The organism is uncultured Desulfovibrio sp. (genome assembly GCF_944324505.1).
Lineage (GTDB): Bacteria > Desulfobacterota > Desulfovibrionia > Desulfovibrionales > Desulfovibrionaceae > Desulfovibrio.
In genome coordinates this window covers 288,049-309,591 of record NZ_CALUWO010000003.1, presented here as the reverse complement: position 1 = coordinate 309,591, position 21,543 = coordinate 288,049, and the positions used below count along the sequence as shown (strand labels likewise).

Here is a 21,543-nt window from a genome sequence, read left to right as displayed (position 1 = left end):
AAGACGTCCTCGATCTCGGCCCGGACAGCGTCGCGCAGAGCCTCCGTGTCCGGAGAGATGCGCAGGCGCACGGTCACGTCCAGCGGCTCGGGGGCGAATACGGCCAGCTCCTTGACCGTGGCCGGGCGCAGCGGCTCCATGTGCTCCTGCACGCGCTGCACCATCTCTTCGGCCGGGAAGGGGTCCTCCTGCCCGTCACAGACAAAGCAGACGCCCACGGTGCCGATGCCCATATGCATGGGATAGCACCAGGCCCTGGTCACGCCCGGTACCTCCCTGGCCCAGCGCACGTAGTCCGCCATGCTGCCGCCGCGGGGCGGCTGGCGCAGGCGCTCCAGCACGCGGGCACGCAGGGCATCGTCGCTCTCGGCATCCGCGCCGCCCGTCAGGCCCGTGGCCTGTACCACGGCCACGCTCTCCAGGCCCGCAATGGGAGAAAGCAACTGCAACGGCTGCCCGGCCTCCCGGTTTCCGGCAGTGCCGCTCTCCACGGCGGTCACGCGCACCAGGACGCTGCCGCCGGAGATGACGGCCCTGTCTTCCAGTCGGTACTGCTGGCCGCTGGCCTGATGTTGCAGCAGAGTGCCGGCCGGAATTGCGGCGCCGTCCTGCCCAGAAAAGGTCACATCGCCCGCGGCCGCGGCGGCAGGCAGGCGCGCGATGTTCCAGACCCCGGCCCAGCGTTCCATGTATTCGCCCTCGGCCGTATCCACAAAAACCTGCAGGTAGAGCCAGGCCAGCACGCTGTGCAGCGTATGGCAGGCCCCGGCCCAGACCTTGGCCAGCACCGCCAGCACGGAGCGGCGGAGCAGGGTGGCACCATCCAGCAGGCGGCCCGAAAAATCACGGGCAATGCGCTCGTGCAGAGTGGTGAGGGTGGGACGTTCCCAGGCCATGGCTGCCTCCTATGCCTCCAGCCGGACGCTTACCGGCTGGGCTTGCTGATAATCATAGACAAAGCGCCACTCGCGGCCCGGGGCATCGCTGGCGGAGGGCTGCACGGCCACACTGATACCCAGGTGCCCCGGCTGCACACGCTCCACGCTGACGCTCAGGGAGCTGACATGCCCCTCCCGGGTCAGCCAGGCCAGGGCCTCTTCCGCATACTGCCGGGCGCGGGCCACCACGCTGTCCAGATCCTTCTCCCGCCAGAGCAGCCAGAGCCGGGAGCCGATGCTCTCCAGCGTCTGCTCGCCCTGGGCATCGGGCAGGCAGTCTCCCCACCAGCCGCGCCGGTCGCTGGACACGCCCACGCGCTCATCGGGCAGGGGATCGTCGTCATGTGCCCGCGCGTCCGTAAACAGGGAAATGATCACCGCCGTCATCAGGCTTTCATCGCCCTGCAGGTCAGCCAGCGGGCCGGAGAGCAGGGCATCGAACAGGCCATGCTCCTGGTCAAAATGCAGACAGATATCCATATTATCCTCCCACGGGTTGGGCCGTCGTATCGCCCCCGGCCTGGACGCCAGCATGCACATGCCGGTTCAGGGAGACGGCGCCGCCGTTGCTTTGCAGGTCCTGCGAGGCCACGATGCCGCCGGTGAGCTGGGCCGTGACGCCACCGCCGCCCTGGCCGCCAAACGCCAGCGCACCGGTGGCGAACTGCGTGCTGGCGGTCTCCACCTGCACGCTTTGGGCAGCCTGAACCGTGAAATTTTTGGTTTCGATGCGCACGTCGTCCTCGGCCTTGAGCACGAAATGTTTTGTGGTCACCTCGATGGTGCGTTGGCGCTTCAAGTGGATGCGGTCGCCTTCATCCGTGTAGATCACCACCTCGCCGTCCTTGAGGGCCTGCACGCGGTAGCGCCGGTCATCCACGGCCAGCACCACGGGATGCGAGCGGTCCGCGCCCACGAACAGCACCACAGCCTCGGCCCCGGCGTGGGGGACTGAGGAAAAACCGTACTGCTGGGCACGCTCGGCATCGTCCAGGACCTCGCCATCCAGCAGCTCCAGCTGGGTGGACTGCCATTTGTGGGCATCGCGCACCAGCGAGATGACGCCACGCGCCACGATGTTGCGCATGCGGCGGGACAATCGTTCCAGCAGGCGGAGAGTTTGCCGGTCGCTCATTTGATGGCCTTTTGCCGTGCCGCGGCGTCTTGAGCCAGGCGGGTCTGCAGGTCCACTTCCTTCTCCATTCTGGCATTGCCACCACCGCCCTTGGCGCCTCCCGTCGCCTCTGCCTTGGGTTCGGGAGCAAAGGCCGCGGGATCGCGCAGGGTAAGACGGGTGGTACTGCCCGATGTGGCATCGCGCCGGAATTCCACCCCGGCCACCAGCAGGCGCTGGCTGATGCGCAGATAGGGCAAATCCACATCCACCATCTGGTTGAGCTGCCAGAGGGGGCCGGACTGCTCCCGGCCCACGCCCTGCTGGCGAAAGCCCTGCACCGTGGCCGTGACCGTCACAGCCCGGGCGGCCCGCACGCTGCATTCCCACGCGGCCCGCTGGTGGGCATTGCCGGCATCCCCGGACTGTTCAGCCCGAATAATCATGGGCCGGTAGCGCTGTACGGCCTGGTCGCGGTACTGGCCGCGCACGGCGCAGGCCTCCTTGCCCCAGCCAGTATCGGTGCCGGGCTTCTGGCCCTTGACGATGTAGTCGGAAAAACGGTCGGCCATATCGAATTGCCCCTCGGCCGAAAGGATGTTCTCCCCCTGCCGCAGGCTGCCGCTGGCTGTGCCCGCTCCGGCCTTGAGCAGCACCATGCCGCCCTTGCCGTCGGGGCAGGCCATAAGCTCCCGCTGGCGCAGGGCACGGTCCAGAGCCTCGAAGGCGGTCTCGCCTTCCTCCAGCTTGAAGCTGGCAATGGGCGCGCCCACGTCGCCTTCGGCCCTGACGCTGACCCCGAAGGGGCGGGCCAGTTCCTGCGCCAGCTGGAGCACGGTGCAGTTGAGCCACTGGCCGGGGCTGAGGAGGGCGGCGCAGTCCACCAGATCGGCGCTTTTGTCGCGGCCGGTGACGCTGATGCCGTGCGCCGTAGCGGAAAAGGCGGGTTTGACCTGGTCGATATAGCCGTCCATGACCTGCTCGCCGCCGATGAGTATCTGGCAGGCCATGCCCGCAGCGATGGGCAGCGCCTGGGCGCCGCCGATCCATTTGTCAGCCAGCGAGAGGGAAAAGGTCCCGGCGATGGCATCCATCTGGCGGGAGACCTGCACAGAGGTCCAGTAGGTCCAGTCCACGCCATCGATGCGCAGGGTGATGTCGTCAGCCACGCAGCACCTCCAGCGGTTCCACGGGCACGAAGCCCGGATGGATGAGGCGGTTACGGGCCACCAGATCGGCCTCCAGGTCCACGCCGCCGCTCTGGCGGTAGCAGAGGGCCAGCGAAGGCAGCACACAGGCCGGAGTGATGGTCACCACCTCCGGCGCACGGCGGGCGGCTTCGGCCAGGGTGGCCAGCGTGCCGGAACGCAGACTGGCCAGAGAAGCAGCCAGCTCCAGCTCCATGCGGCGTATGCGGCTGGCCTGCGCCATGTCCGGAATCACCGGCTCCAGCGCCAGCACGTCATCCATCGCATCGCAAAAATCATAGCGCAGCTGCTGCGCCTCGCTCCGGCTGGCGGGCTGGGCCGTGGTGGCGGCACGGGCCGCTTCCACCAGGGCCAGACGGCGCACCAGGTTCTCCACAGCCAGACCGTTGTTCTGGATCACCGCACGCTGGGAGCCGACGTTGTCCGGCACGGTCGGCAAAAAGTCGGTGCGGGCCACGCTGGCCCAGCGTCCGGACACGGCCGCGTCAGCAAGGCCCGACTGGCTGCCGATGCTTTGCAGCACGCTCCAGAGATGCTGGCCCACGCTGGCCAGCGGCATGAGGTCATAGCCCGTGGCCGCGCCCAGCAGATCCGCCACAGTGGAGACATCGCCGTGCATGACGGCCTGCACCGTGCTCACGGCATCCACCATGAGGCTGTAGGTCTGGCTGACCGCCCATTCCGCCTGCCCGGCCAGACGCAGGGCACTGTCGAAACTGTCGCAGGCCAGCAGGCCCGCGGTCCCGGCCTCAAGACGGGCACGAAGGCCCTGGTTGACGCTGGCGGCCGGGCTGTGTGGTTCGGCATCGCGGCAGAAAAAGAGCTGGAAGACGGCCATGCCGCCATCCTGGGCGCTGTGCCGGACCTTGTAGGGGGCGGTCTGGCTGACCTGCACCTCGCCGTACCAGGGATGTACCAGCGTGCCCGGCCCTGGTTGTTGCAGGGCTGCTTCCAGCGCATCACGCCGGCTCATGTAATCACTGCCCAGCACAAAGGCCTGGACCGTGAATCGCCGCGGCGCGCCGCCCAGGTCCTCCACGTAGGGGGTCTCGCGCTGGGGGAATTCATGCGTCACCGTGCGGCGGCCGCCCTCGCTTTCATCGGCTGTGACCCCGAAGGACACGCCCCGGAAGCTGGCGGCCCGAAGCTGCATCTTCCACATATCCATCAGATGGCTCCTGCGTTGAGGACTCCGGCCTCGGCCACATCGCCGCGCACATCCAGGCCGCGGCCCTGGCCATCGCCTTCCAGGCGCATGCCCTCGGGGGCGATGATGCGCACCGTGTTCTCCTGCCGGATGACCTGCTCGCTGCGGCTGGAACGCAGCAGCTCCCGTGCGCCGGGCGTCATGTTGAGAGGGTCCGCCATGGGGAAGGCTGCTGTGCCGCCGTCAGTCCCGGCGGCTCCCGGTGCGCTGTCGTCCCGGAAAATGCCGGTAAGGGCATCAACCCCCTTGCCCAGCCAGCCCGTGAGCTTCTGCCAGCCCTGCTGGACGCCCTGCAGCAGGCTGTCGATCCACTGGCCGCCAATGCTGTAGAGATCAATGCCCGTGAGGGTGGCCACCAGCTCGTTGAGGCCGTCCATAACCCAGCGGGCCGGATTGAAGTTGAGCAGCCAGCGGAACACACCCCATAGCCAGCCTTCCTCAAAGGCGGCCTTGACCTCTGCGCAAAGGTTCCAGAAGTAGCCGGCAATGCCGTCCCAGTTCTTGTAGATGGCGTAGGCGGCCCCGGCGATGGCAGCCACAGCGCCCAGAAACCAGCCCACGGGCGTAGCCAGCAGCGCCATGCCCAGCTGCCCCACAGCAGCCACAAGCGCCCCCAGCGCCAGGGCCAGCCTGCCGCCCAGCAGGGCGGCCAGCATGGTCAGCACATTGCCCCAGCCGCCGCACAGATCCGCCACGTATTGAAGCGCACTGCCCAGGCGGCCAAGCGCGGCAAAAAAGCGCTCCACCGAGGCCCAGACCGCATCCAGATCAAGCTGCCGTACCCAGGCTTCAAAGCCTGCGCCCATGATGTCGCGCTGCACCTGCAGCCAGCTCTGGAACTTGTCCAGCAGGGAGGTGAGGGCCGGCAGAAAGGTTTTGCCCAGCGTGAGGCCCATGCCGCGAAAGGTGGCGGACACACGCGCCAGGGAAAAATTGAAGCGCTTGCCGGCGGCAACGTCATCCTCGGAAAGCACCAGACCCAGCGCGCGGGCTTCCTGCCGCATGGCCAGCAGGCCAGCGCGGCCGTTTTGCAGCAGGTCCAGCAGGCGGGCGCCTTCTTCGCCGCCAAGCTGGTTCATGATGCCCGCGGCCTTGCCCATTTCGCCGGCATCGCGCATCTGCTTGACGCGGTCGGCCAGCTCCAGCAGGAGGGTATCGGCGTTTTTCAGCTCGCCCCTGGCATTCCTGGCGCTGATGCCCATGAGCTTGAGCATCTCCATGTCGCCTTCCTCGCCATTGGCGGCATTGACGGCCCGTTCCTGCAGGGTGAGCATGAGGCTGGCCAGCTCGTCAGCCTCCACCCCGGCCAGCCTGGCGGCGCCGGCGTATTCCTGCCAGTTGGTGGTGCCCAGACCCACCATGCTGGCAAATTTGCCGGCCTCGGCGGCTGCCGTGGCGGCCTCGTGGCCCAGGGCCAGGGCACCGCCGCCGGCAGCGCCGAACAGCAGGGACAGGCGGCCGGCCAGAGCGCCCAGGCGCTCCAGCCCTGCCTGCCCTGTTTGCAGGACGCCCTGCAGCCTGTCCCGCACGGTGCCGATGCTGCCTGCCAGACGCTGCAGGCCCGTTACCCGGGCGAGGCGGCCCATGGCCTGCTGCGCCCTTTCGGCGCGCTCGCTCACGCCCTCCATGGCCTGCTCGATACGGCGGAAGGGCGCGGAGACGCGCTCCACAGCGTTGATAATGAGATCAAAGCGGCTCTGCCGGGCGGCCATCAGACTGTCCTCATGGTTTTACTCAGTTCCACGGTGTGTTCGACCCACCAGACCAGGTCACGTGCGGTCATGGCATCCAGCTCGGACGGCGGCCAGTGATAGAGCCAGGCCAGCTGGATGACCGCATCGGCCCAGTCTACTGGCCATCGCCCAAAAAACCTGCCACCACCTCGCCCACGCCGGCAAAGTCACTCATGGACATCTGCCCCAGCACGCTGGGGGGCACATTGACCAGGCGGGACACCAGCAGCAGGATGTCGTCAAAGGTCATGTTGCGAATTTTGATGCCCTTCATGTCGCGCACCTGCGGTTCACGGGTGAAGCGCAGCTCGGTGATGGTTTCGGTGCCGTGGGTCAGCGGCGTCTGCAGCCTGATGACAATGGGTTCCATGTGTTCCTCCTAATTGCTTTCCACGGCTTCGCGCCGCGATTCAAAACGCACGGCGATTTCGCCTTCGTCCGTGCTGCCGCTGCCCTCGGAGGCAAACCAGGCATTGGAGAGGGTGACCACCTTGCCGTTATTGAGTTCCAGCGTGACGGTCACATTGTCGGCCGTTACCAGAGCGGCCAGATCCAGCGCGTCACTGTCCGTGACGGCCCCCTCGATGAAGGCTACCTGCGGCGTTTCCTTGTAGCCGTGCACGCCGTCGGCGCCGATGATGGCGTCGCGCTTGGGTTTGCCCAGATTGTAGGTATAGGCGCCCTTGGCGTCGTACTGCTGGCCGTCCACCTTGACGTAGATGATGCCTGCCCGGCGATTGTTGGTACCGTTGCCCATGCTTCTCACCCCCCCTTAGACGATGTGCCGGATGAGCGTTCCGGCCACTTCAAACTGGTTGACCAGATCAGGCCGCAGCAGCCAGTCCAGCCGGTTCTCGTTCTTGGCATTGCGCTCGCAGAGCAGGGCGGCCTTGAACTGCTCGCTGCCTTCCACCAGGCCCATGGGCAGCCAGGCGTCCATGAAGCGGGCGATGGCCTCGGCCCGGCCCAGCTTGGGCGTCATGATGGGCTGGCTGGCGTCGTAGCGGGCGGCATCGGCATCCGAGGCCAGTTTGTGGCGCGGATATTTGGTCTTCAGGTAATTGTTCCAGTCGTAACGCAGGTAGGAGAGGGTCAGCGGGCTGTTGAGAGAGAGGAAAGCCTTGTCTTCGGCGCCCAGATCGTTGAGGCGATAGGTGGTGATGCACTTTTGCAGACGCACCGTGCCGTCCGGAGCCACATAGCGGGTGGAGACGCCCTCGTAGAGCGCCTGGTTCTTTTCGGGGAAGTCGGTCCAGCGGTCGGCCGGAGCCGGCGCCAGCACACCCGGCACCAGCAGGGTATTGAAGCCGCGGGCCGGGTCGTTGTTGCCGTAATAGGCGATGACGCCCGCCGTGGCGGCCGCATCCTCCCAGGGAGAGGTGGGGCTGCCCTCGGAAGCGAAGACGGTCAGGTGCTTGTCGTTGCGTTCGCCCGCAAAGGTGGTCACCTCGCCGAAGGTGCCGCGCCTGACCACGATGGCCTGCCCGTCGATCTGGCGCAGAGGCCCCCAGCGGTCCGCCAGCTCATCGCGCAGGGCGGCAAGGCTGGCACTGTCCGTCCACGGCCAGGCGATGACGTGGTACTGGTCGTTGGCCATGGCTGCGATGACTGGCGCCGGATCAGGATTGCCCGCGCCGCCGCTCATCTGGGTGAAGCTGAAGGTCAGGCCGCCGGGCTTGTCCTCATCGTAGTACGAGATGCGCAGGTCGATATCGTTGCCGCACTCGCCCTTGTGCCGGGCGGTCAGGCTGACCTCGCCACCACTGAAGGTGGCCGTCACGGGCAGGCTGGCGTCGGCATTGATGGCGTTGGTCAGGTTTTCGGCCACGGCAGAGGCCTCGGCTGCCAGGGGCGCGGCGGCACGCACCAGCGTGCCGTTGATATAGAGGCAGAGCGGTGCGGCGTTGACGCAGGTACCGCTGATGGTCAGGGCACCCTTGGCGGCCGTGCCTTCCTCGGCATCCTTGACGCCGATGGCCAGCATCTTGGTGATGCTGTTGGCATTGAGGTAGGCGGCGCACATGGCGGCCAGCTGGCTGCCCTCACCAAAGAGGGTGGCGGCCTGGGCGGCGCTCATGGGGCGCTGTACGCTGCCGGCCTCGGCCGTGCCGCTGTCGAGCATCTGCCCCACCATGAGCACGGTGTAGGGCATGATGGCCGGATCATCGGACGCACCGGAGCCGTCGAACTCGGCATAGGCAAAGGGTACGCGGACGGTATCGGGCAGGACATTGAAGGCGATGGACATTTAGACCTCCTTGCCAGCGGGCTTGGGCTGCACGTCGCCGTCCTTGAGACGGCGCAGCCAGAACGCGGAACGGGGGACCAGCGCGCCCTCGGGCGGCAGGTACTGGCCGGACTGCGGATCAGCGATGCGCAGGGGGCGGCCATGGCGCACGGCGGGCACGACAAGCATGGTGGTGGGGTGGGGCATCAGTTTTCCTCCGGGGCAAAGGTTACCTGTGAGATCATGTCCACCTGGTCATCACCGGGGTGGACGTACCAGTCCGTATGGGCCAGCAGAAAATCGGCCAGCTCCGGCGGCACGACGGGCCAGCGGTATTCCAGATCAATGCTCAGGGTGGCCACGCCGTACTCGCGGGCACCGTCAGTCACGATGCCCAGCTCGGTGCCGGTGTGGGTGATGGAGAGCAGGGTATCCGCCGGATGCGTGCCGCAAACCAGCGGCAGAGGTTCGGGCAGGCCGGCGTCCACAATGGCGCCCATGGCCCGGCCGATGGCGTCCAGACGCAGCACGGCCCGCTCTGTCTGGAGGCAGAGGGCGTCCAGCGTATCGTCCACGGCCTCCAGCTCCCCGCCCAGCAGCTCCACGGCCAGGGAGATGACCCGTTCCTTCGGTTCGGGGCGCGTATCAGACTCCACGCGCTGTTCGCTGACGGTATAGACACCGGCTGCCGGTAGCTCGCTGCGAAACCAGTGTTCCATGCGGTTGGGCCAGACACGGCCATTGACAAGAGCGGCCAGCCCGTCATGCTCGCGCATGACCTGACAGACGGCCCGGCGGATGAGCGTGCGGGGATGGACGCCGCCCCAGGCGAACAGAATTTCAGACATGGGCGGCCTCCAGCAGGCGGCATTCCAGCAGGCCGTAGCCGTCGTCCTGCGGATTCAGGACGCGGTAGGTACGGCCGCGCACGATGACGCGATCCCGGGTGGAGAGGGGGCGCCCCAGCGCCGCCTGCACATCGCGCAGAGGCACGTGCAGGGTGGGAGCCACGCTGACCACCGGCGCACTGGCCACGCCGGAGAGGGGTTCTGCTTCCGGAGTGGCGAACATGGCCCGCAGCTCGTGGGTGCCGCCGTCCTCGGCCACCAGAGTCACGGTGATCCCGGCACCCAGAGGGGCCTGGAAGACCAGCGCCGTGTCGCGGGCCAGCGCCTGTTCGAACTCTGTAAGTTGGTGCGTATCAGTCATAGTATGTTTTCGCTTGTCGCTGCACGTGATGGCGCAGGCGTTTGAGCATCCACGTATTCTCTTCGCGGGCGAGCATCTCTTCCTTTTCCGGGGAGTGGAAAAAGGCCATGAAGCTGGGGCCGTATAAGACTAGCGGCTTTTTCCGATCTTCCACACGAGCCATCACATGCCCCTTGGCTATCCAGACAGCGGCCCGCCCCTTGCCCGTGGCCATGATTTTCTTGTCGCCACCGGGCCGGATACGACGGGCGCGGTGCGCCTTGAGCACCTTGACCGAGACGTAGGTCTTTCCCTGCCGGGCACCGAATTGCGACAAGGGCAAGGACTGCCGGTAACGAAAACTCAGGCTGCCTTTGATATTCCAACCGCGCTGGCGGGCCTTGTAGAGGCGCATGGCCGCATCGATATCGGCTTTTTTGACATAATAGGTGGCGCGTATCTCCCGGGAGAGATAGGTACGCATATGCCTGAGCGTGTCATTGGTGGCATTAACCACTGCCCAGCGAAGTCTGGACTCCGAAATGATGCTATCCACCTCATCCCAGATGTCAGACAGCCAGTCCTCCCAGTCACCATCTATGCTGCAGATGTCAGGCACGGATATCTTCCTCCCCGCAGTGCAGGCTCCGCGCCTTTTCCAGCACGGACACACGCACGTTCAAATCCTCAAGACTATCGTAAAACTCCTTATGCGCCGCATCGTTGCGGGCACGGTCGGCAAAGCGTTCCGGGCAGACACGCTGCTGCTTGAGCACTTCCTTGAGCATCTCGTAGATGGCCTTCAGGATAAAACCAGTGAGCAGCAGAAGCACGGCGCAGGCGCCGTTGAGCACATCTCTCACGATCATGTCGTACATGCTCACACCCCCAGCGCCAGCAGACCCAGAAAGCGCAGCAGGGGATCAAGCAGCATGCCGGCCACCCGTGCGGGCCTTTCCGGAAAGATGATGCTCAGGCCCAGATCCACAAAGGCCAGGACGGCAAAGGCCAGAACCGCCATGAGCACTGCCCGGAGCATTTTTCGGGGCAGGGAAGGGCGGCCGCCATGCAGGGGGCGGTCCGACCAGTGGCCGTTCGTGCCCGGAAACATGCCGGTATGCTGCTGCCGGGCAAAGCCGGGCAGCTGATCGTCAGGGTCTGGCCTGATCATGGTGTACTCCCTGTTGCAGGCGCTCCAGCCAGACCCGCAGCGCCCTGTTGCGGGCGCGGCAGCGTTCAAAGGCGGATTCTACCTGCAGAACGTAGGTCACATAGGAGCGTCCGGCGTCATCGGTTCTGCCTGTGGCAATGGCGGGCAGCACCTCGCGCGATATGGCCGGGGGCGGACAGTCCGCCAGCAGTTCAGGGGGCGGGCTGACCACCTCTATCCGCCTCGATGCTGTCGAACAGGCGGTCATAAGCGTCAAAACGCTCAGCAGAAGGCAGACGGTCAGCTGCCTGCAGGCTTTTTTCACGGGATTTCTCCTTGTCCATGGCCTGCTGCCGGGCCTCTTCCAGGCTGGTCAGGGCCTTTTCCGTGGCCTCGTTGCGGGCCTGGCTGACGCGCAGACTGTGCTGCAGCTCTTCCGCCTCATGCAGGCTTTTGCCCAGATAGACGGCAGAGGCACCTGCCCCCAGCAGCAGGGCCAGCGCAAGAAGCAGGGTGACGAGGTTCATGCCACGGTGCCCCAGAGGATGCCCAGCGCCATGCCCAGGCAGCGGGCCGCCCGGCGGTCCCAGCCCAGGCCGTACTTGCCGTAGCTGCCGCGCGTGCCGTAGTAGCGTAGGCGCTGGGCGCTCAGCTCCACCAGCAGGGCAGCACCGTCAGCGGCATGCACCGCCTCCAGCGTGGCCGGGCCGATGATGCCGTCCACCGTGACGGAGCTGCCCAGCGCGCACAGGCTCCGCTGCAGGAGCTTAGGAGCAATGCCGGGGCCGGGGTTGAAAACCATGTCTGCGTACAAAAAGGCCAGCGGGCCGGGCAGGCTGGCGCAGCCGTAGCGCCGCCAGTAGCCTTCTTCATAGAGCGTGCGGGCATCCTCGCCGGTGAGCAGCTTGACGTCCGTGGCATCGATACGGCCGTTGCCGTCCTTGTCCGGCAGGATGTTTCGGTTGTAGTTGAGGGCAAAACCGTACTTGGTCGGCCCGCCGGGATCATCGGGGTCATCGGTGTAGGTGTCGTTGCCTTCCGCTCCCATGGAGAAGCGAAAGGACAGGTCCAGAAGGCGTTTGTCATCCATGGCGGATTCCTCGTGGGGCCGCGTGTTGCGCAGGGGCGCAGAGCACGCGGCCATTGCAGGAAGGGAGCAGGGCTTAGCTGCCCTGTTCGCTGGCCGCAGCAGCGGCCCCGGCAGCGCCACAGCCAAAATTGATGCGGCAGAGCACCGTGGGGTCATTGGCCGGCGCATCGGCCCAGGCTGTGCCCACGAACTGCGTGCCAGCGGTCACGGTGAGGGTCTTGTCTTCGGCCAGATAGAGAGGGGCGCCCTGTTTGGGGGTTTCGCCGGCCTTCTTGGGCAGGGCGAACACGCCCTCCACCTCGCAGGCTCCTTCTTCATTGGCCGGAATATCGGTACTGGCCACGGCCACCATGCCGGTGAGCACGACCAGCTCGCCGCCCAGCACGGCCTTGGCGGGGGTGTGGTGGATGCAGCGGCCCATGGAATACGCATTTTGCATGATATCCTCCTTTACGCGGTGGCCTTGGCCAGCGTGATCCAGCGCAGGGCCTTGGCGCCCACGTCCATGCGGACCTTGGTCTCGAAGCCGTCGGTATCGAAATTGTCGCGGCTCTCGATGTAGGGAGCCTGCACGCCGCCCAGGAAGAAGACCTTGACGGTGCTGCGGGCCGCGGCCAGATACCACGTGGTGGCCCCGGCCATATCCAGACGGCGGTCATAGATGCGCCGGAAGAAGTCGCCGCCGTAGGGGTTGTAGACCAGCGGCTGCGCCTGCGTGCCCACCACCGGCCCGGCGTTGATCTGGGTATTGAAGAAGGACTCGCAGGCAGTCTTGAGGCCGATGGGCGCCAGGAAGAAGCGGGGCTGGATGGTGACCACCCTGCCGAAGCTGTCCTGCTGCAGCTCCATGCCGGTGACCACCGCGCCCAGATTCTCCACCGTGGGCGTACCGCCCTTGCCGGTGAACAGATTGAGGTGCGCGGCATCGAACAGGGGCTTGCCGTCGCCCATCGTGAGGCTGGCATCCGTCAGGGCCGTATAGGCCACATCGCCCACCAGCGCGGCGCAGGCCTCGCCGTACATGCGCGGCATGTCGGTGAGGGCGCCCAGATCGTCATTGATGATGGCCTGACGGGAGATCACCAGCTTGCGGCCGAAGGTCTCCACGCGGTATTCCTCGGCATTTTCGGCCAGGCGGCCGTCGGTATATTCGCCGTATTCGGGAATCTTTCTGAGGGTCACGTCACCTTCCAGGCCCAGGGCCTTGCCTGCCTTGAAGTCCGTGGCCGTGCCGGTCTCGCACCAGTCGCGCCAGGTTTCCGGGGCCTGCTCGTAGGCTTCCATGAGCGTGCGCCGGCTGGTCTCCACCAGCAGCTGGGGCATGTCTGTGGTGGTCAGGGCACGGCCCACGATGGTGCGAATGTCGCCACTGGTGCGCTGGCCGGAGCGCAGCAGCAGCTCGCGGGCAATCTCGCGCAGGGTCAGGCCCTGCAGCTCTTCTGCGCCGGGCGCGGGCTTGTCCAGCCTGGCGCCGCAGCGCAGCAGCAGGCTGTCCTGCACGGCGGCCCGGAAGGTTTCCTTTTCCGTGCGGCCCACGCTCACGGCCTGATAGCCGGGGCCGAAATGCTGGCGCTGTGCCACCATGTCCTCCACCTGTTTGCGGGCACGGCCAAGGCTCATGCCCGAAGAAACGAGCTTGTCTTCCTGATCCGGGGAAAGCTGGAAGCTGCGGGCCAGCTCGCGGATGCCCCGGATGCGCTGACGCTCCAGCTGCTGGCCGAAGCGCTGGCGCTGACCCGGCGTAAGGCCGGCCATGACCCTGGCCAGCACGGCGCTGCGGCAGGCGGGGGCATCGTCTTTGCCTTCGCGCTGTTCCCCTTCCTGCGGGCTGTCTTCGCGGCCAGCCTGTTCGGCCTCGGCTTCATCCAGCAGGGCGCCCAGGTCTTCCACCAGCTGTTCCAGCTCGGCATCGTCGAGCTGTTCCGGTTCCACGCTGACGCCGGCCTCATCGGTGACAGTGGCCTGCCGCGGGTCTTCCTGTGGCGTTTGCGGCTGCTCTTCGGGGTCTTCGCGCAGGCCCAGCAGGCGGCGCAGCCTGGTCAGCAGACTGCGGGCCTCGTGCTGCCCGTCTTCATGTCTGGACATGGTTTTCTCCTTTTTGCCCTTGCGGGCCGGTTGGGGGTTGCGTATGGCGGAACGAATCTTGGCAAAGCTGTCCGCGCCGATGGGCACGCAGGACAGTTCCAGCAGGCGCCACTGCGTGGCCACGCGCAGCGGGCCATCGTAGGACGCGCCTTCGATGACGGCGGTTTCTCCCGCCCGGATGCGCTGGCAGGTAATGACCTCGTAGCCGATGGACACATCGGTAAGGTGGCCTTCCGCCACCTTGCGGAACGGGGCCTCGCCATCCGGCGTGGCCGAAAAGACGGCCCGGCCCACCAGCTGCGGCCCCTGCGGCCCGTCTTCCACGCGCATGTCCATGAAGCTGCCCACAATGTCCCCGGCATGCTCGCGGCTGTGGCAGTCCAGCAGGGGCACGCGCCCGGAATCGGGCAGCTGGCAGCCGCTCATGAGCAGGACCTCGCGGACGGGCTGCCATTCCTCAAAATCAAAAACTTTGGCCGGTACCTGGGTGGAGGCCACCACCTCCACGGAGCGGGCGGCTTCATCCAGTGTCAGGGGGCGTCCAGCGCCCAGCGGGGTGGCACGGGTCACAAAGGACATGGGAATCTCCTTATTTTGGGGCGGTTCCGGCGCTTTCGCTGGCGCCCAGTCTGGCGGGATTGCTGGCCAGCCCGGTACTCACGGCGCCGGTGGTGGCATCGATGCCGTGCGCAGCGCAGAGGCGCGCCCAGGAGGCCCGCTGTTCCACCACCTCTTCGGGATCGCGGCCCTCGCCCAGGATGACCATCTGCGGCGAGAGGATGCCCGCATTGATGCTGTCGATCTGGGCCTTGCCGTCGCGCAGGGGGTCCACGCTGGGCATGCCGGCCGGTATCCACATGGCCCGCTGATACCGGTGTTTGTTTTGCCAGTAGCCGGGCAGGTAGTCCTGGGTGAGGGCCTCGTAGTCCAGCCAGCGCCGGAACACGGGGCGGATGAAATGCTGTTCGGCCCGGAACTGATGGGGCACCAGGAACATGGCAAAGTCGTTGCGGCTGGCCTTGCTGGTGGAATAGTTGATGGACGTGTAGTCGCCGGAGAGTATCTCGTAGGGCAGGTCAAGGCAGATGGCGACCATGCGCAGGGTGTGGCGCACAAAGCGGTCAAAGCTGTCGCCCGGGCGCTGCGAGGGCGGCGCAAAGGACACGTCCTCGTTATTGTTCAGGTATTCGATGGTGAGGTCTTCGAGGTTTTCCACCTCGTCACGCAGGCAGGCGGCAGGATTACCCAGACCGCGCGTGAGCTGGGAGAAGCTGGGGTCCTGCGAGCGCACGAAGCCCAGCCACTTGGCGGCCATCTTGGCCGCGCCCAGCTCGGCCGTGGTGTAATCGCCCATGTCGCGGGCCATGAGGATGGCCGGGGCAAAGGGCGTGACGCCGCGCAGCTGCCCGGGACGCAGGGTCTGGAAGCCGTGCAGCACGTTGCAGGCCGGTTCGCGCCAGGTGCGCAGCTGGCGCTCCCAGCCGAAGACGGTCTGGAAGTGATAGGCCAGCGGTTCGCCGGTCCAGATGTCGTATTCGATGCCCTGCCAGATGTCGCTGTCCGGCTCCTGGCCCTGGATGCGCCAGCTGGAGAGGTTTTCCGGCTCGTGCATCTGCAGGGCCAGCAGGCCGCGCCGCCGGTCACGGGGGCGGGCAAAGCGCAGGATGTATTCCCCGCACTCGCATTCCTGCCGCTTGGCCAGCTGCTGCAATTCGTAGAAGTGCAGGCGGCCCGTCACATCGGCCTGTTCCATCCAGGCACGGAAGCGATCCTCGATGCGCTTGCGGGCGGGCATGTCCGGCGTGCCGTCGGGCAGGGTAGCCAGGGACTGAAAGCGGGAGCCGCTGCCCACGGTGAAGGCCACCAGCGCGTTGACGGCGCGGGCAAAGGGCGGAAAGTTGCGCACCAGATCACGCACACGGGCGCGCATGTGGGCACTGTCCATGCCCAGGATCTGATTGAAATCCGCATTGGCGGGTACCCAGTTGCCGGTGCCGCGCGGGCTGGAGGCGCCGTCATAGCCTGCGGCGCGCACCTGGCCGGATGCGGGGCGCCCCGCCCGCCGCAGGCGGGAAGGGCCACCCCGACGGGAGGCGCGACCAGCAGGGAGAGGTGCGGGCCACATCAGCCGCGCCCCCCGTTGCGTGCCAGCCTGCGGGCACGGTAGGTCGGCACGCCATCCTCAAGCGCCGCCTGCTTTTCGACCCAGTCCAGAAGCTGGCGGAACTCGGTAAGGCTGCGGTAGGAGAAGCTGCGGCCGCCAATGCTGTAGCTGCCGAACTGACGGAATGCGGGAGACTGCAGGTCTTGCCGCATTGTTTCGTAAAGTGTTCTCCAATACCCGGCCATGAAAATGCTCCATGCGAAAAACTTTCATTCTTTCGCATGGAGCTAGCACAATTATGAGAAAAATGTAAACACTTTCCGATTTTGTCCGGTTTTGTCTGGTTTTGTCCGGTTTTGTCCGGTTTTTCCCCGCTTAGGGTTGGGGCGCAACGATCCGGGTGTTTTTTGCTGCCTGCTGCTCCTGCCCGGAAGGCTCTGCCACATCCGCCTGCTGGCGCTGCTCAAGGGGGCTAGGCATGGGGGCCTTGACAGTATGTATCCAAGTAGATACATTTTCTTCATGAACATCCTTAAGTTTTCCCCGGAATTCGGCCAATGGCTGTCAGCCCTGCGAGATGTCCGGGGCAAGGTGAAGATTCTTGCCCGGCTGGAACGCGCGGAGCAGGGAAACTTTGGCGATGTGAAACCGCTCGGTGAGGGGCTGTGCGAAATGCGGGTGCATTATGGCCCGGGATACCGCATCTACTACACCCAGCGGGGGGAGATTGTGTACCTGCTGCTGGTTGGCGGCGACAAGTCCAGCCAGGCACGGGACATTGCCCGGGCAAGGGCCATGATGGAGGACGACTGATGGACGAAAGCAGGTTCCGCGTTTTTGATGCCGCCGAATTTCTGGACAGCGAAGAGGCCATTGCGGCCTATGTTTCTGATGCCATGCAGGATGCCGACCCTGACCGCCTGCTTACCGCGCTGGCCACGGTGGCCAGGGCGCGCGGCATGTCTCGTCTGGCTGAAGCCACCGGCCTGGGCCGGGAAAGCCTGTACAAGGCCCTGCGGCCAGGGGCCAAGCCGCGCTTTGACACCATCCTGCGCATCATGAAGGGACTGAATATCCACCTGCAGGCCACGGTCACGTCCTAGGCGCCGAATACGCCCCAATTCCGACTTTCACGGGCGGGAGCTGAGCCTCTCGCCCTTTTTTTGCGATCCTCAGCGGGGCAGCCTGTCAGAACGCACGAACGGCACAGGGGCGGACGAGACCAGGTGAGCACGCTGCCACTCCCGCAGGCGGGCTTCGTCGGCACACCAGCGGCCGCCGATCTTGCCTGCGGGCAGGCCATACTGTGCCACGTAGCGCAGCACGCTTTTTTCCGAGCAGTGCAGGGCGGCCGCGATCTCGCGCAGGCCGTAGAGCATGCGCCCATGTTCCACACGCATGGCGGATGCGCCGGAGATGTCGCCGTCTGTTGTGGTAAAGGCCATTCTGTCGTCCTCCCTGGGCTTACCATCTGTGCGCCGCGGCTTCGGGCTGCGGGCGCTTGCGTTGCTGGGGACGCTGGCCGGCGGTCTGCATCCGTGTCTGCATCCGGGCCTGCGCCTGCTGTTGCAGGATGTAGTGCGGCAGGCTGGGCGTCCAGGAGGCGTCAGCCGTTGCGGCCGACAGCATGAGGCAGTCCAGCAGGTGGTTGTCCTTGTGTTCCCGCACCCAGACGAGGTTGCCGTTTTTGCGCACCAGCCGCTCGGCGCAGAGCTGCGAGGCCAGCGTTTCGTCGGCTTCGGCATGCAAGCGCAGGGGCTGGCGGCTGTCGGCATTGAGCAGGCGGCCCATGTCCGTGGTCTTGAAGGCGCCGCTGTCGATGAGATAGAGGCGCAGGCCGCCGGGGATGGGCCGGCCGTTGTGCGGCATGCGCTCGCGGATGACCCAGCGCACCGGCGCGGCCTGCGGGCGACTGGCGCCCTTGCAGGCATGCACCACGCCGCCGCCATTGGCGCGCACCCAGATGTAGACCTCTTCGGTGCGGGTATAGACGCCCTCGGTCTCGGTGCCGCCGGAGTCGATGCCGGCCCGCCAGATGGGCATGCGCTCGCCGGCATCCGTGCCGTCCGGCCCCTGCACGGGATACCACGTGTCAAAGACCAGGGCGGCCACCTCGTCCCAGCTGCTCAGGAAGCCGTAGTCGATGACGTAGCTGGCCAGGCTCGGCATCCAGGCGCGCACCAGGTACCAGAAGCCGCGCTTCTGTACGTCGATGCCGCAGGTCAGGGCCACGGCCCCGTGGGGTACGGTGCGCGGGGGCAGGTGCGGATCGCGCCGCGCCAGCACGTGCTCCACGTCGGTCTGCAACTCCACCGGTGACCAGGGCAGGCCCAGGTCGTCGTTGTAATACTGGCGCTGCACGGACGCATCATCACTTGCCTGGGCAATGGCCCGCCGGGCCGCCAGATCGGAGAGGCTCACAAAGCGCGACAGGATCGCCGGCATGTGAAAGCCCAGGCTGCGGGCGTCGCGTACCTCCGGGGCCGGCTCAAAGGCCGCGCCCGTCCAGACATAGGGCCGCCAGCGGCCGGCGGCCACGGCCAGATCGCGGGAGTGGTCGCTCCACAGGTACTGGCAGTGCGGGCAGCGGTAGCGGGCCAGCTTGCGGGAGCGGATGAGGCGCGTGTCCGTCTCGCCGCCGGGCACCACGATGTGCCCCACGTCCATGAGCTGGACATGGCGGCAGGCAGGGCAGGTTACCTCGTAGCACATGAGCTGGTCCACCTGCTCGGTGATGCCCCGCCAGATGGACGAGCTTTCGTCGCCCTTGGGCTGGCAGGCCCGGATGATCTTGGCGAAGTCGCCATAGGAGCGGGTGCGGCCCTTGAAGTCCTGTAGGGGAGAGGACTCGCCGCTGCCGCTGTAGAGGTCTTCTTCGTCCACGATGAGGTCCTGCACGGTGATGGAGGCGCGCTGGCTGGGGGATTCGGCCGTGGCCAGCTCGATGCTGGTGCCATCCCTGAGCAGGATGTTCTCGCGCCGGTACTTGCCCACCATGCGGCGCAGCAGGGGGCTGCCCTGGAGCATGGGGCGCAGCTTCTTTTCCACCACGCGGTCGCGGGACTCGCGGGTGGGCATGGTCAGCATCTTGATGCCCGGCCGGTAGTCCATGGCCCAGCCCAGACAGGCGTAGAGCAGCAGGGTCTTGCCTACCTGCAGGGAGCCGCAGACCACCACCTCGCGCACGCGCGGATCGCCAAAGGCATCCATGGGGCCGGCCAGAAAGGGCGAGACATCCAGCCGCAGCGGGCTGCCGCGGTAGATGCCGTCCTGCACGATGAGGTAGCGGCTGGCCCATTGCGAGACGCTCAGCCGCTCGCGCCGGGCAAAGATGCGCCGTTCGGCCTCGCAGAAGCGGATATTCACGCGTCCTCCCCCTCGGGCGGCAGGGAATCGCCGCTGTCGCCATCGTCCAGCAGGAATTCCCGCTCGCCCGACCAGGCATCCATCCAGATCTCCGTGGTCTCCAGCCACCACTGCACCAGCTCGCGCAGCTTCGCCTCCTCGCCGCCCACCAGATGGATCATGGCGGCACCGTGCAGGTGGATGAAGTTGCGCACCTCGTTTCTGAAGAACAGGGCGCGGGCGCCCAGGTCGCGCTCGTGCTCGGCGCGAGGCATGAGCAGGCCCTGCTCCTTTTCCAGTTTAAGGCGGGCGCGCTCGGCCTGGTATTTCTTGAGTTCCGCGTCCGCCGACAGGCGGCTGGTGGTGGCATCGGCCAGCTGACGGTCGGCCACCTGCCCGGCGGGCGTAAGATTGGCGCTGGCATAGCCCAGCAGAGCGGCTTCATCGAACCAGCCTTCTGGCGTACGGGGCACCTTGCGGGCCTTCACGTCCCGGTTGAACTGGCTCTTGCTGCACTTGTAGCCCGCGTCCTTGAGGTAGGCCACGGCATCCAGCTGGGTCTTGTAGCTGCGGGTGGTACTCTGCCCCTGACGCCGGGCCAGCTCGCTTTCCAGCGCCTGCCGGGCACGATTGAAGCCGCCCACATTTTCCGGCGTGGGGTTTTCCTTCATGCGTTTCTTGGCCTCTTCCTTGGCTCGCAGGAGAAAGGGCAGGTCTGTCTCGGCAGACTGCCGGGCCAGACGCAGCAATTCGTCATCAGCAGGCATGGGGCACTCCCCGGACAAGGCCCACCTCGGCAAAAGGCTGCACGCCGTTTTCCAGCAGGGCTTCGCGGCCCGTGGCATCTTCCCAGCGCCGGATGATCACGTCGACAAAGCGGGGGTCCAGCTCCATGGTGCGGCAGATGCGGCCCTGACGTTCGCAGGCCATGAGCGTGGAGCCAGAGCCGCCAAAGGGGTCCAGCACCACGTCGCCGCGCTTGCTGCTGTTGGCCAGCATGCGCTCGATGAGGGCCACCGGCTTCATGGTGGGGTGGTCGGCATTGCGCTGGGGCTTGGCCTCGCAGAAGACGGAGCCGGACAGCACCTCCACCCGCACATCCCTGCCGCTGATGCGCACGATGCGCTCGCCGTCCATGATGTGCCAGCAGGGTTCCTCGCCCGCCTCGCGCACCGCGGCCGGAAAGGCGTCCTGCACGGTGGTCTGCTTGCGGTCACCGTACCAGGCATGGGGCGCGCCCGGACGCCAGCCGTAGAGGATAGGCTCGTGCTGCCAGTGATAGTCGGCGCGGGAGAGTACCCCCGTGTTCTTGCGCCAGATGAGGCAGCTGGCCAGCTTGAGACCGGCCTGCAGGTACGCCTGCCGAAAGGCCACACCCAGCTGGCCGGCATCGGCATGCGCCACGTAGACAGCGCCGCCCTTGCGCACGACGGCGGCGATCCGCCGGAAGACACGCTGCAGAAAGGCGGCAAAGGCCTGGTCGCTCATGGCGTCATTCTTGATCGTGCCGGCCTTGCCCTCGTAACCCACGTTGTAGGGCGGGTCTGTCCAGACCATGTCGGCTTCCGTGCCCTGCATGAGGGCCGCGTAGGCTTCCGGCAGGGTGGCATCCCCGCAGAGCAGGCGATGCCCGCCCAGCAGCCAGACATCACCAGGACGGCTGACAGGCTGCACGGGCGGCTCCGGAGCGGCATCCAGGGCGTCCTCGGCATCCAGGGCCAGTGCCCCCAGGAAACGGTCCAGCTCGCGCGGCTCGAAGCCCGTGAGGGTCAGGTCAACGTGCAGGGCCTGTAATTCTGCCAGCTCATGGGACAGAGCCGCCTCGTTCCACGTCGCCCACGTGGCCGAACGATTGACCAGCAGCCGAAAGGCGCGCACCTGCCCGTCGTCCAGATCATCCACCAGCAGCACGGGCACGCTGTCCAGAGCCATCTGCCGCGCCGCCTTGAGGCGCAGGTGCCCGTCCACCACCTCTCCGTCGGCCCGTACCAGCAAGGGCACGCGGAATCCGTAGTGCTGTATGGCCGCCACCATGCGCTCCACGCAGGCATCGTTGCTGCGCAGGGGGCGCTCGCAGGCGTGCAGACGCTCCAGCGGCCAGTATTCCAGATTCATGTGTCTCATGTCGTCTCCTTCAGCCTCTGCCATGCCGGC

General features: G+C 66.4%; 28 protein-coding genes. 2 read left to right on the top strand and 26 right to left on the bottom strand.

The window, feature by feature from the left end:
- From Q0J57_RS05730 to Q0J57_RS05625, 22 genes are all read right to left on the bottom strand, one after another.
- The coding region (locus tag Q0J57_RS05730) for a baseplate J/gp47 family protein (RefSeq protein ID WP_297218123.1) at positions 1 to 896 on the bottom strand (896 nt) is incomplete at its 3' end.
- A 9-nt stretch (positions 897 to 905) separates the two neighbouring features.
- Positions 906 to 1,418, bottom strand: coding sequence for a phage GP46 family protein (locus Q0J57_RS05725; protein WP_297218121.1), 513 nt, complete (start codon positions 1,416 to 1,418; stop codon positions 906 to 908).
- A gap of 1 nt (position 1,419) precedes the next feature.
- On the bottom strand, positions 1,420 to 2,073 hold the full coding sequence (locus Q0J57_RS05720; RefSeq protein WP_297218118.1) for a phage baseplate assembly protein V: 654 nt from the start codon (positions 2,071 to 2,073) through the stop codon (positions 1,420 to 1,422).
- The gene (locus Q0J57_RS05715; protein ID WP_297218116.1) at positions 2,070 to 3,221 is read right to left on the bottom strand and encodes a phage baseplate assembly protein; all 1,152 of its coding nucleotides are present in this window, start codon (positions 3,219 to 3,221) and stop codon (positions 2,070 to 2,072) included. The genes Q0J57_RS05720 and Q0J57_RS05715 overlap by 4 nt, the downstream gene beginning before the upstream one ends.
- The gene (locus Q0J57_RS05710) at positions 3,214 to 4,428 is read right to left on the bottom strand and encodes a DNA circularization N-terminal domain-containing protein (protein ID WP_297218111.1); all 1,215 of its coding nucleotides are present in this window, start codon (positions 4,426 to 4,428) and stop codon (positions 3,214 to 3,216) included. The genes Q0J57_RS05715 and Q0J57_RS05710 overlap by 8 nt, the downstream gene beginning before the upstream one ends.
- Complete coding sequence (locus Q0J57_RS05705) at positions 4,428 to 6,179, bottom strand: hypothetical protein (protein ID WP_297218109.1); 1,752 nt, start codon at positions 6,177 to 6,179, stop codon at positions 4,428 to 4,430. Before Q0J57_RS05705 ends, Q0J57_RS05710 begins: the two co-directional genes overlap by 1 nt.
- A 136-nt stretch (positions 6,180 to 6,315) precedes the next feature.
- Entirely contained in the window at positions 6,316 to 6,570 is a 255-nt protein-coding gene (locus Q0J57_RS05700) for a phage tail assembly protein (RefSeq protein ID WP_297218106.1), read from the bottom strand.
- A gap of 9 nt (positions 6,571 to 6,579) precedes the next feature.
- Positions 6,580 to 6,957 carry a phage tail tube protein gene (locus Q0J57_RS05695; protein ID WP_297218103.1) on the bottom strand — a complete coding sequence of 126 codons (378 nt, stop codon included), beginning with the start codon at positions 6,955 to 6,957 and terminating at the stop codon, positions 6,580 to 6,582.
- A gap of 15 nt (positions 6,958 to 6,972) precedes the next feature.
- Positions 6,973 to 8,448: a phage tail sheath subtilisin-like domain-containing protein gene (locus tag Q0J57_RS05690; protein ID WP_297218100.1), complete on the bottom strand. Its 1,476-nt coding sequence runs from the start codon at positions 8,446 to 8,448 to the stop codon at positions 6,973 to 6,975.
- A complete protein-coding gene (locus tag Q0J57_RS05685) occupies positions 8,449 to 8,634 on the bottom strand; it encodes a DUF2635 domain-containing protein (RefSeq protein ID WP_297218097.1) in 186 nt (61 codons plus the stop codon).
- On the bottom strand, positions 8,634 to 9,275 hold the full coding sequence (locus Q0J57_RS05680; RefSeq protein ID WP_297218095.1) for a hypothetical protein: 642 nt from the start codon (positions 9,273 to 9,275) through the stop codon (positions 8,634 to 8,636). The genes Q0J57_RS05685 and Q0J57_RS05680 overlap by 1 nt, the downstream gene beginning before the upstream one ends.
- Positions 9,268 to 9,636: a hypothetical protein gene (locus Q0J57_RS05675; RefSeq protein ID WP_297218092.1), complete on the bottom strand. Its 369-nt coding sequence runs from the start codon at positions 9,634 to 9,636 to the stop codon at positions 9,268 to 9,270. The genes Q0J57_RS05680 and Q0J57_RS05675 overlap by 8 nt, the downstream gene beginning before the upstream one ends.
- Positions 9,629 to 10,234: a hypothetical protein gene (locus Q0J57_RS05670; protein ID WP_297218090.1), complete on the bottom strand. Its 606-nt coding sequence runs from the start codon at positions 10,232 to 10,234 to the stop codon at positions 9,629 to 9,631. The genes Q0J57_RS05675 and Q0J57_RS05670 overlap by 8 nt, the downstream gene beginning before the upstream one ends.
- Positions 10,227 to 10,484 carry a hypothetical protein gene (locus tag Q0J57_RS05665; RefSeq protein ID WP_297218086.1) on the bottom strand — a complete coding sequence of 86 codons (258 nt, stop codon included), beginning with the start codon at positions 10,482 to 10,484 and terminating at the stop codon, positions 10,227 to 10,229. Before Q0J57_RS05665 ends, Q0J57_RS05670 begins: the two co-directional genes overlap by 8 nt.
- Before the next feature lie 11 nt (positions 10,485 to 10,495).
- Entirely contained in the window at positions 10,496 to 10,786 is a 291-nt protein-coding gene (locus Q0J57_RS05660; RefSeq protein ID WP_297218083.1) for a hypothetical protein, read from the bottom strand.
- Positions 10,767 to 10,997 carry a hypothetical protein gene (locus tag Q0J57_RS05655; protein ID WP_297218080.1) on the bottom strand — a complete coding sequence of 77 codons (231 nt, stop codon included), beginning with the start codon at positions 10,995 to 10,997 and terminating at the stop codon, positions 10,767 to 10,769. The genes Q0J57_RS05660 and Q0J57_RS05655 overlap by 20 nt, the downstream gene beginning before the upstream one ends.
- Positions 10,978 to 11,292, bottom strand: coding sequence for a hypothetical protein (locus Q0J57_RS05650; protein ID WP_297218077.1), 315 nt, complete (start codon positions 11,290 to 11,292; stop codon positions 10,978 to 10,980). The genes Q0J57_RS05655 and Q0J57_RS05650 overlap by 20 nt, the downstream gene beginning before the upstream one ends.
- Positions 11,289 to 11,855 (bottom strand): glycosyl hydrolase 108 family protein, encoded by a 567-nt coding sequence (locus Q0J57_RS05645; RefSeq protein ID WP_297218074.1) that lies wholly within the window; start codon positions 11,853 to 11,855, stop codon positions 11,289 to 11,291. The genes Q0J57_RS05650 and Q0J57_RS05645 overlap by 4 nt, the downstream gene beginning before the upstream one ends.
- Positions 11,856 to 11,928: 73 nt before the next feature.
- The gene (locus Q0J57_RS05640) at positions 11,929 to 12,294 is read right to left on the bottom strand and encodes a DUF2190 family protein (RefSeq protein WP_297218073.1); all 366 of its coding nucleotides are present in this window, start codon (positions 12,292 to 12,294) and stop codon (positions 11,929 to 11,931) included.
- 11 nt (positions 12,295 to 12,305) lie between these two features.
- A complete protein-coding gene (locus Q0J57_RS05635; protein WP_297218072.1) occupies positions 12,306 to 14,519 on the bottom strand; it encodes a hypothetical protein in 2,214 nt (737 codons plus the stop codon).
- Positions 14,520 to 14,529: 10 nt separating this feature from the next.
- Positions 14,530 to 16,065, bottom strand: coding sequence for a phage portal protein (locus Q0J57_RS05630; protein WP_297218070.1), 1,536 nt, complete (start codon positions 16,063 to 16,065; stop codon positions 14,530 to 14,532).
- Entirely contained in the window at positions 16,065 to 16,256 is a 192-nt protein-coding gene (locus tag Q0J57_RS05625; protein WP_297218068.1) for a hypothetical protein, read from the bottom strand. Before Q0J57_RS05625 ends, Q0J57_RS05630 begins: the two co-directional genes overlap by 1 nt.
- A gap of 310 nt (positions 16,257 to 16,566) precedes the next feature.
- Here Q0J57_RS05625 and Q0J57_RS05620 point away from each other — a divergent pair, with 310 nt between their 5' ends.
- Positions 16,567 to 16,857: a type II toxin-antitoxin system RelE/ParE family toxin gene (locus Q0J57_RS05620; protein ID WP_297218067.1), complete on the top strand. Its 291-nt coding sequence runs from the start codon at positions 16,567 to 16,569 to the stop codon at positions 16,855 to 16,857.
- Positions 16,857 to 17,147 carry an addiction module antidote protein gene (locus Q0J57_RS05615; RefSeq protein WP_297218066.1) on the top strand — a complete coding sequence of 97 codons (291 nt, stop codon included), beginning with the start codon at positions 16,857 to 16,859 and terminating at the stop codon, positions 17,145 to 17,147. The genes Q0J57_RS05620 and Q0J57_RS05615 overlap by 1 nt, the downstream gene beginning before the upstream one ends.
- Positions 17,148 to 17,216: 69 nt before the next feature.
- Here the strand turns inward: Q0J57_RS05615 and Q0J57_RS05610 are convergent, their stop codons facing one another.
- The 4 genes from Q0J57_RS05610 to Q0J57_RS05595 are packed head-to-tail and all read right to left on the bottom strand — an operon-like array spanning position 17,217 to position 21,513.
- Positions 17,217 to 17,489, bottom strand: a complete 273-nt coding sequence (locus tag Q0J57_RS05610) for a helix-turn-helix domain-containing protein (protein WP_297218065.1) — start codon at positions 17,487 to 17,489, stop codon at positions 17,217 to 17,219.
- Between the two features lie 19 nt (positions 17,490 to 17,508).
- Positions 17,509 to 19,410 carry a terminase gpA endonuclease subunit gene (locus Q0J57_RS05605; RefSeq protein ID WP_297218064.1) on the bottom strand — a complete coding sequence of 634 codons (1,902 nt, stop codon included), beginning with the start codon at positions 19,408 to 19,410 and terminating at the stop codon, positions 17,509 to 17,511.
- The gene (locus Q0J57_RS05600; RefSeq protein WP_297218062.1) at positions 19,407 to 20,156 is read right to left on the bottom strand and encodes a hypothetical protein; all 750 of its coding nucleotides are present in this window, start codon (positions 20,154 to 20,156) and stop codon (positions 19,407 to 19,409) included. The genes Q0J57_RS05605 and Q0J57_RS05600 overlap by 4 nt, the downstream gene beginning before the upstream one ends.
- Positions 20,146 to 21,513 (bottom strand): DNA modification methylase, encoded by a 1,368-nt coding sequence (locus tag Q0J57_RS05595; RefSeq protein ID WP_297218060.1) that lies wholly within the window; start codon positions 21,511 to 21,513, stop codon positions 20,146 to 20,148. Before Q0J57_RS05595 ends, Q0J57_RS05600 begins: the two co-directional genes overlap by 11 nt.
- Positions 21,514 to 21,543 lie beyond the last annotated feature (30 nt).

Coding starts and splice junctions, on each gene's coding strand:
- Q0J57_RS05725 (WP_297218121.1), bottom strand. CDS start 1,418: ATGGATATCTGTCTGCATTTTGACCAGGAGCATGGCCTGTTCGATGCC.
- Q0J57_RS05720 (WP_297218118.1), bottom strand. CDS start 2,073: ATGAGCGACCGGCAAACTCTCCGCCTGCTGGAACGATTGTCCCGCCGC.
- Q0J57_RS05710 (WP_297218111.1), bottom strand. CDS start 4,428: ATGGATATGTGGAAGATGCAGCTTCGGGCCGCCAGCTTCCGGGGCGTG.
- Q0J57_RS05705 (WP_297218109.1), bottom strand. CDS start 6,179: ATGGCCGCCCGGCAGAGCCGCTTTGATCTCATTATCAACGCTGTGGAG.
- Q0J57_RS05700 (WP_297218106.1), bottom strand. CDS start 6,570: ATGGAACCCATTGTCATCAGGCTGCAGACGCCGCTGACCCACGGCACC.
- Q0J57_RS05695 (WP_297218103.1), bottom strand. CDS start 6,957: ATGGGCAACGGTACCAACAATCGCCGGGCAGGCATCATCTACGTCAAG.
- Q0J57_RS05690 (WP_297218100.1), bottom strand. CDS start 8,448: ATGTCCATCGCCTTCAATGTCCTGCCCGATACCGTCCGCGTACCCTTT.
- Q0J57_RS05685 (WP_297218097.1), bottom strand. CDS start 8,634: ATGCCCCACCCCACCACCATGCTTGTCGTGCCCGCCGTGCGCCATGGC.
- Q0J57_RS05680 (WP_297218095.1), bottom strand. CDS start 9,275: ATGTCTGAAATTCTGTTCGCCTGGGGCGGCGTCCATCCCCGCACGCTC.
- Q0J57_RS05675 (WP_297218092.1), bottom strand. CDS start 9,636: ATGACTGATACGCACCAACTTACAGAGTTCGAACAGGCGCTGGCCCGC.
- Q0J57_RS05665 (WP_297218086.1), bottom strand. CDS start 10,484: ATGATCGTGAGAGATGTGCTCAACGGCGCCTGCGCCGTGCTTCTGCTG.
- Q0J57_RS05660 (WP_297218083.1), bottom strand. CDS start 10,786: ATGATCAGGCCAGACCCTGACGATCAGCTGCCCGGCTTTGCCCGGCAG.
- Q0J57_RS05650 (WP_297218077.1), bottom strand. CDS start 11,292: ATGAACCTCGTCACCCTGCTTCTTGCGCTGGCCCTGCTGCTGGGGGCA.
- Q0J57_RS05645 (WP_297218074.1), bottom strand. CDS start 11,855: ATGGATGACAAACGCCTTCTGGACCTGTCCTTTCGCTTCTCCATGGGA.
- Q0J57_RS05640 (WP_297218073.1), bottom strand. CDS start 12,294: ATGCAAAATGCGTATTCCATGGGCCGCTGCATCCACCACACCCCCGCC.
- Q0J57_RS05635 (WP_297218072.1), bottom strand. CDS start 14,519: ATGTCCTTTGTGACCCGTGCCACCCCGCTGGGCGCTGGACGCCCCCTG.
- Q0J57_RS05630 (WP_297218070.1), bottom strand. CDS start 16,065: ATGTGGCCCGCACCTCTCCCTGCTGGTCGCGCCTCCCGTCGGGGTGGC.
- Q0J57_RS05625 (WP_297218068.1), bottom strand. CDS start 16,256: ATGCGGCAAGACCTGCAGTCTCCCGCATTCCGTCAGTTCGGCAGCTAC.
- Q0J57_RS05620 (WP_297218067.1), top strand. CDS start 16,567: ATGAACATCCTTAAGTTTTCCCCGGAATTCGGCCAATGGCTGTCAGCC.
- Q0J57_RS05615 (WP_297218066.1), top strand. CDS start 16,857: ATGGACGAAAGCAGGTTCCGCGTTTTTGATGCCGCCGAATTTCTGGAC.
- Q0J57_RS05610 (WP_297218065.1), bottom strand. CDS start 17,489: ATGGCCTTTACCACAACAGACGGCGACATCTCCGGCGCATCCGCCATG.
- Q0J57_RS05600 (WP_297218062.1), bottom strand. CDS start 20,156: ATGCCTGCTGATGACGAATTGCTGCGTCTGGCCCGGCAGTCTGCCGAG.
- Q0J57_RS05595 (WP_297218060.1), bottom strand. CDS start 21,513: ATGAGACACATGAATCTGGAATACTGGCCGCTGGAGCGTCTGCACGCC.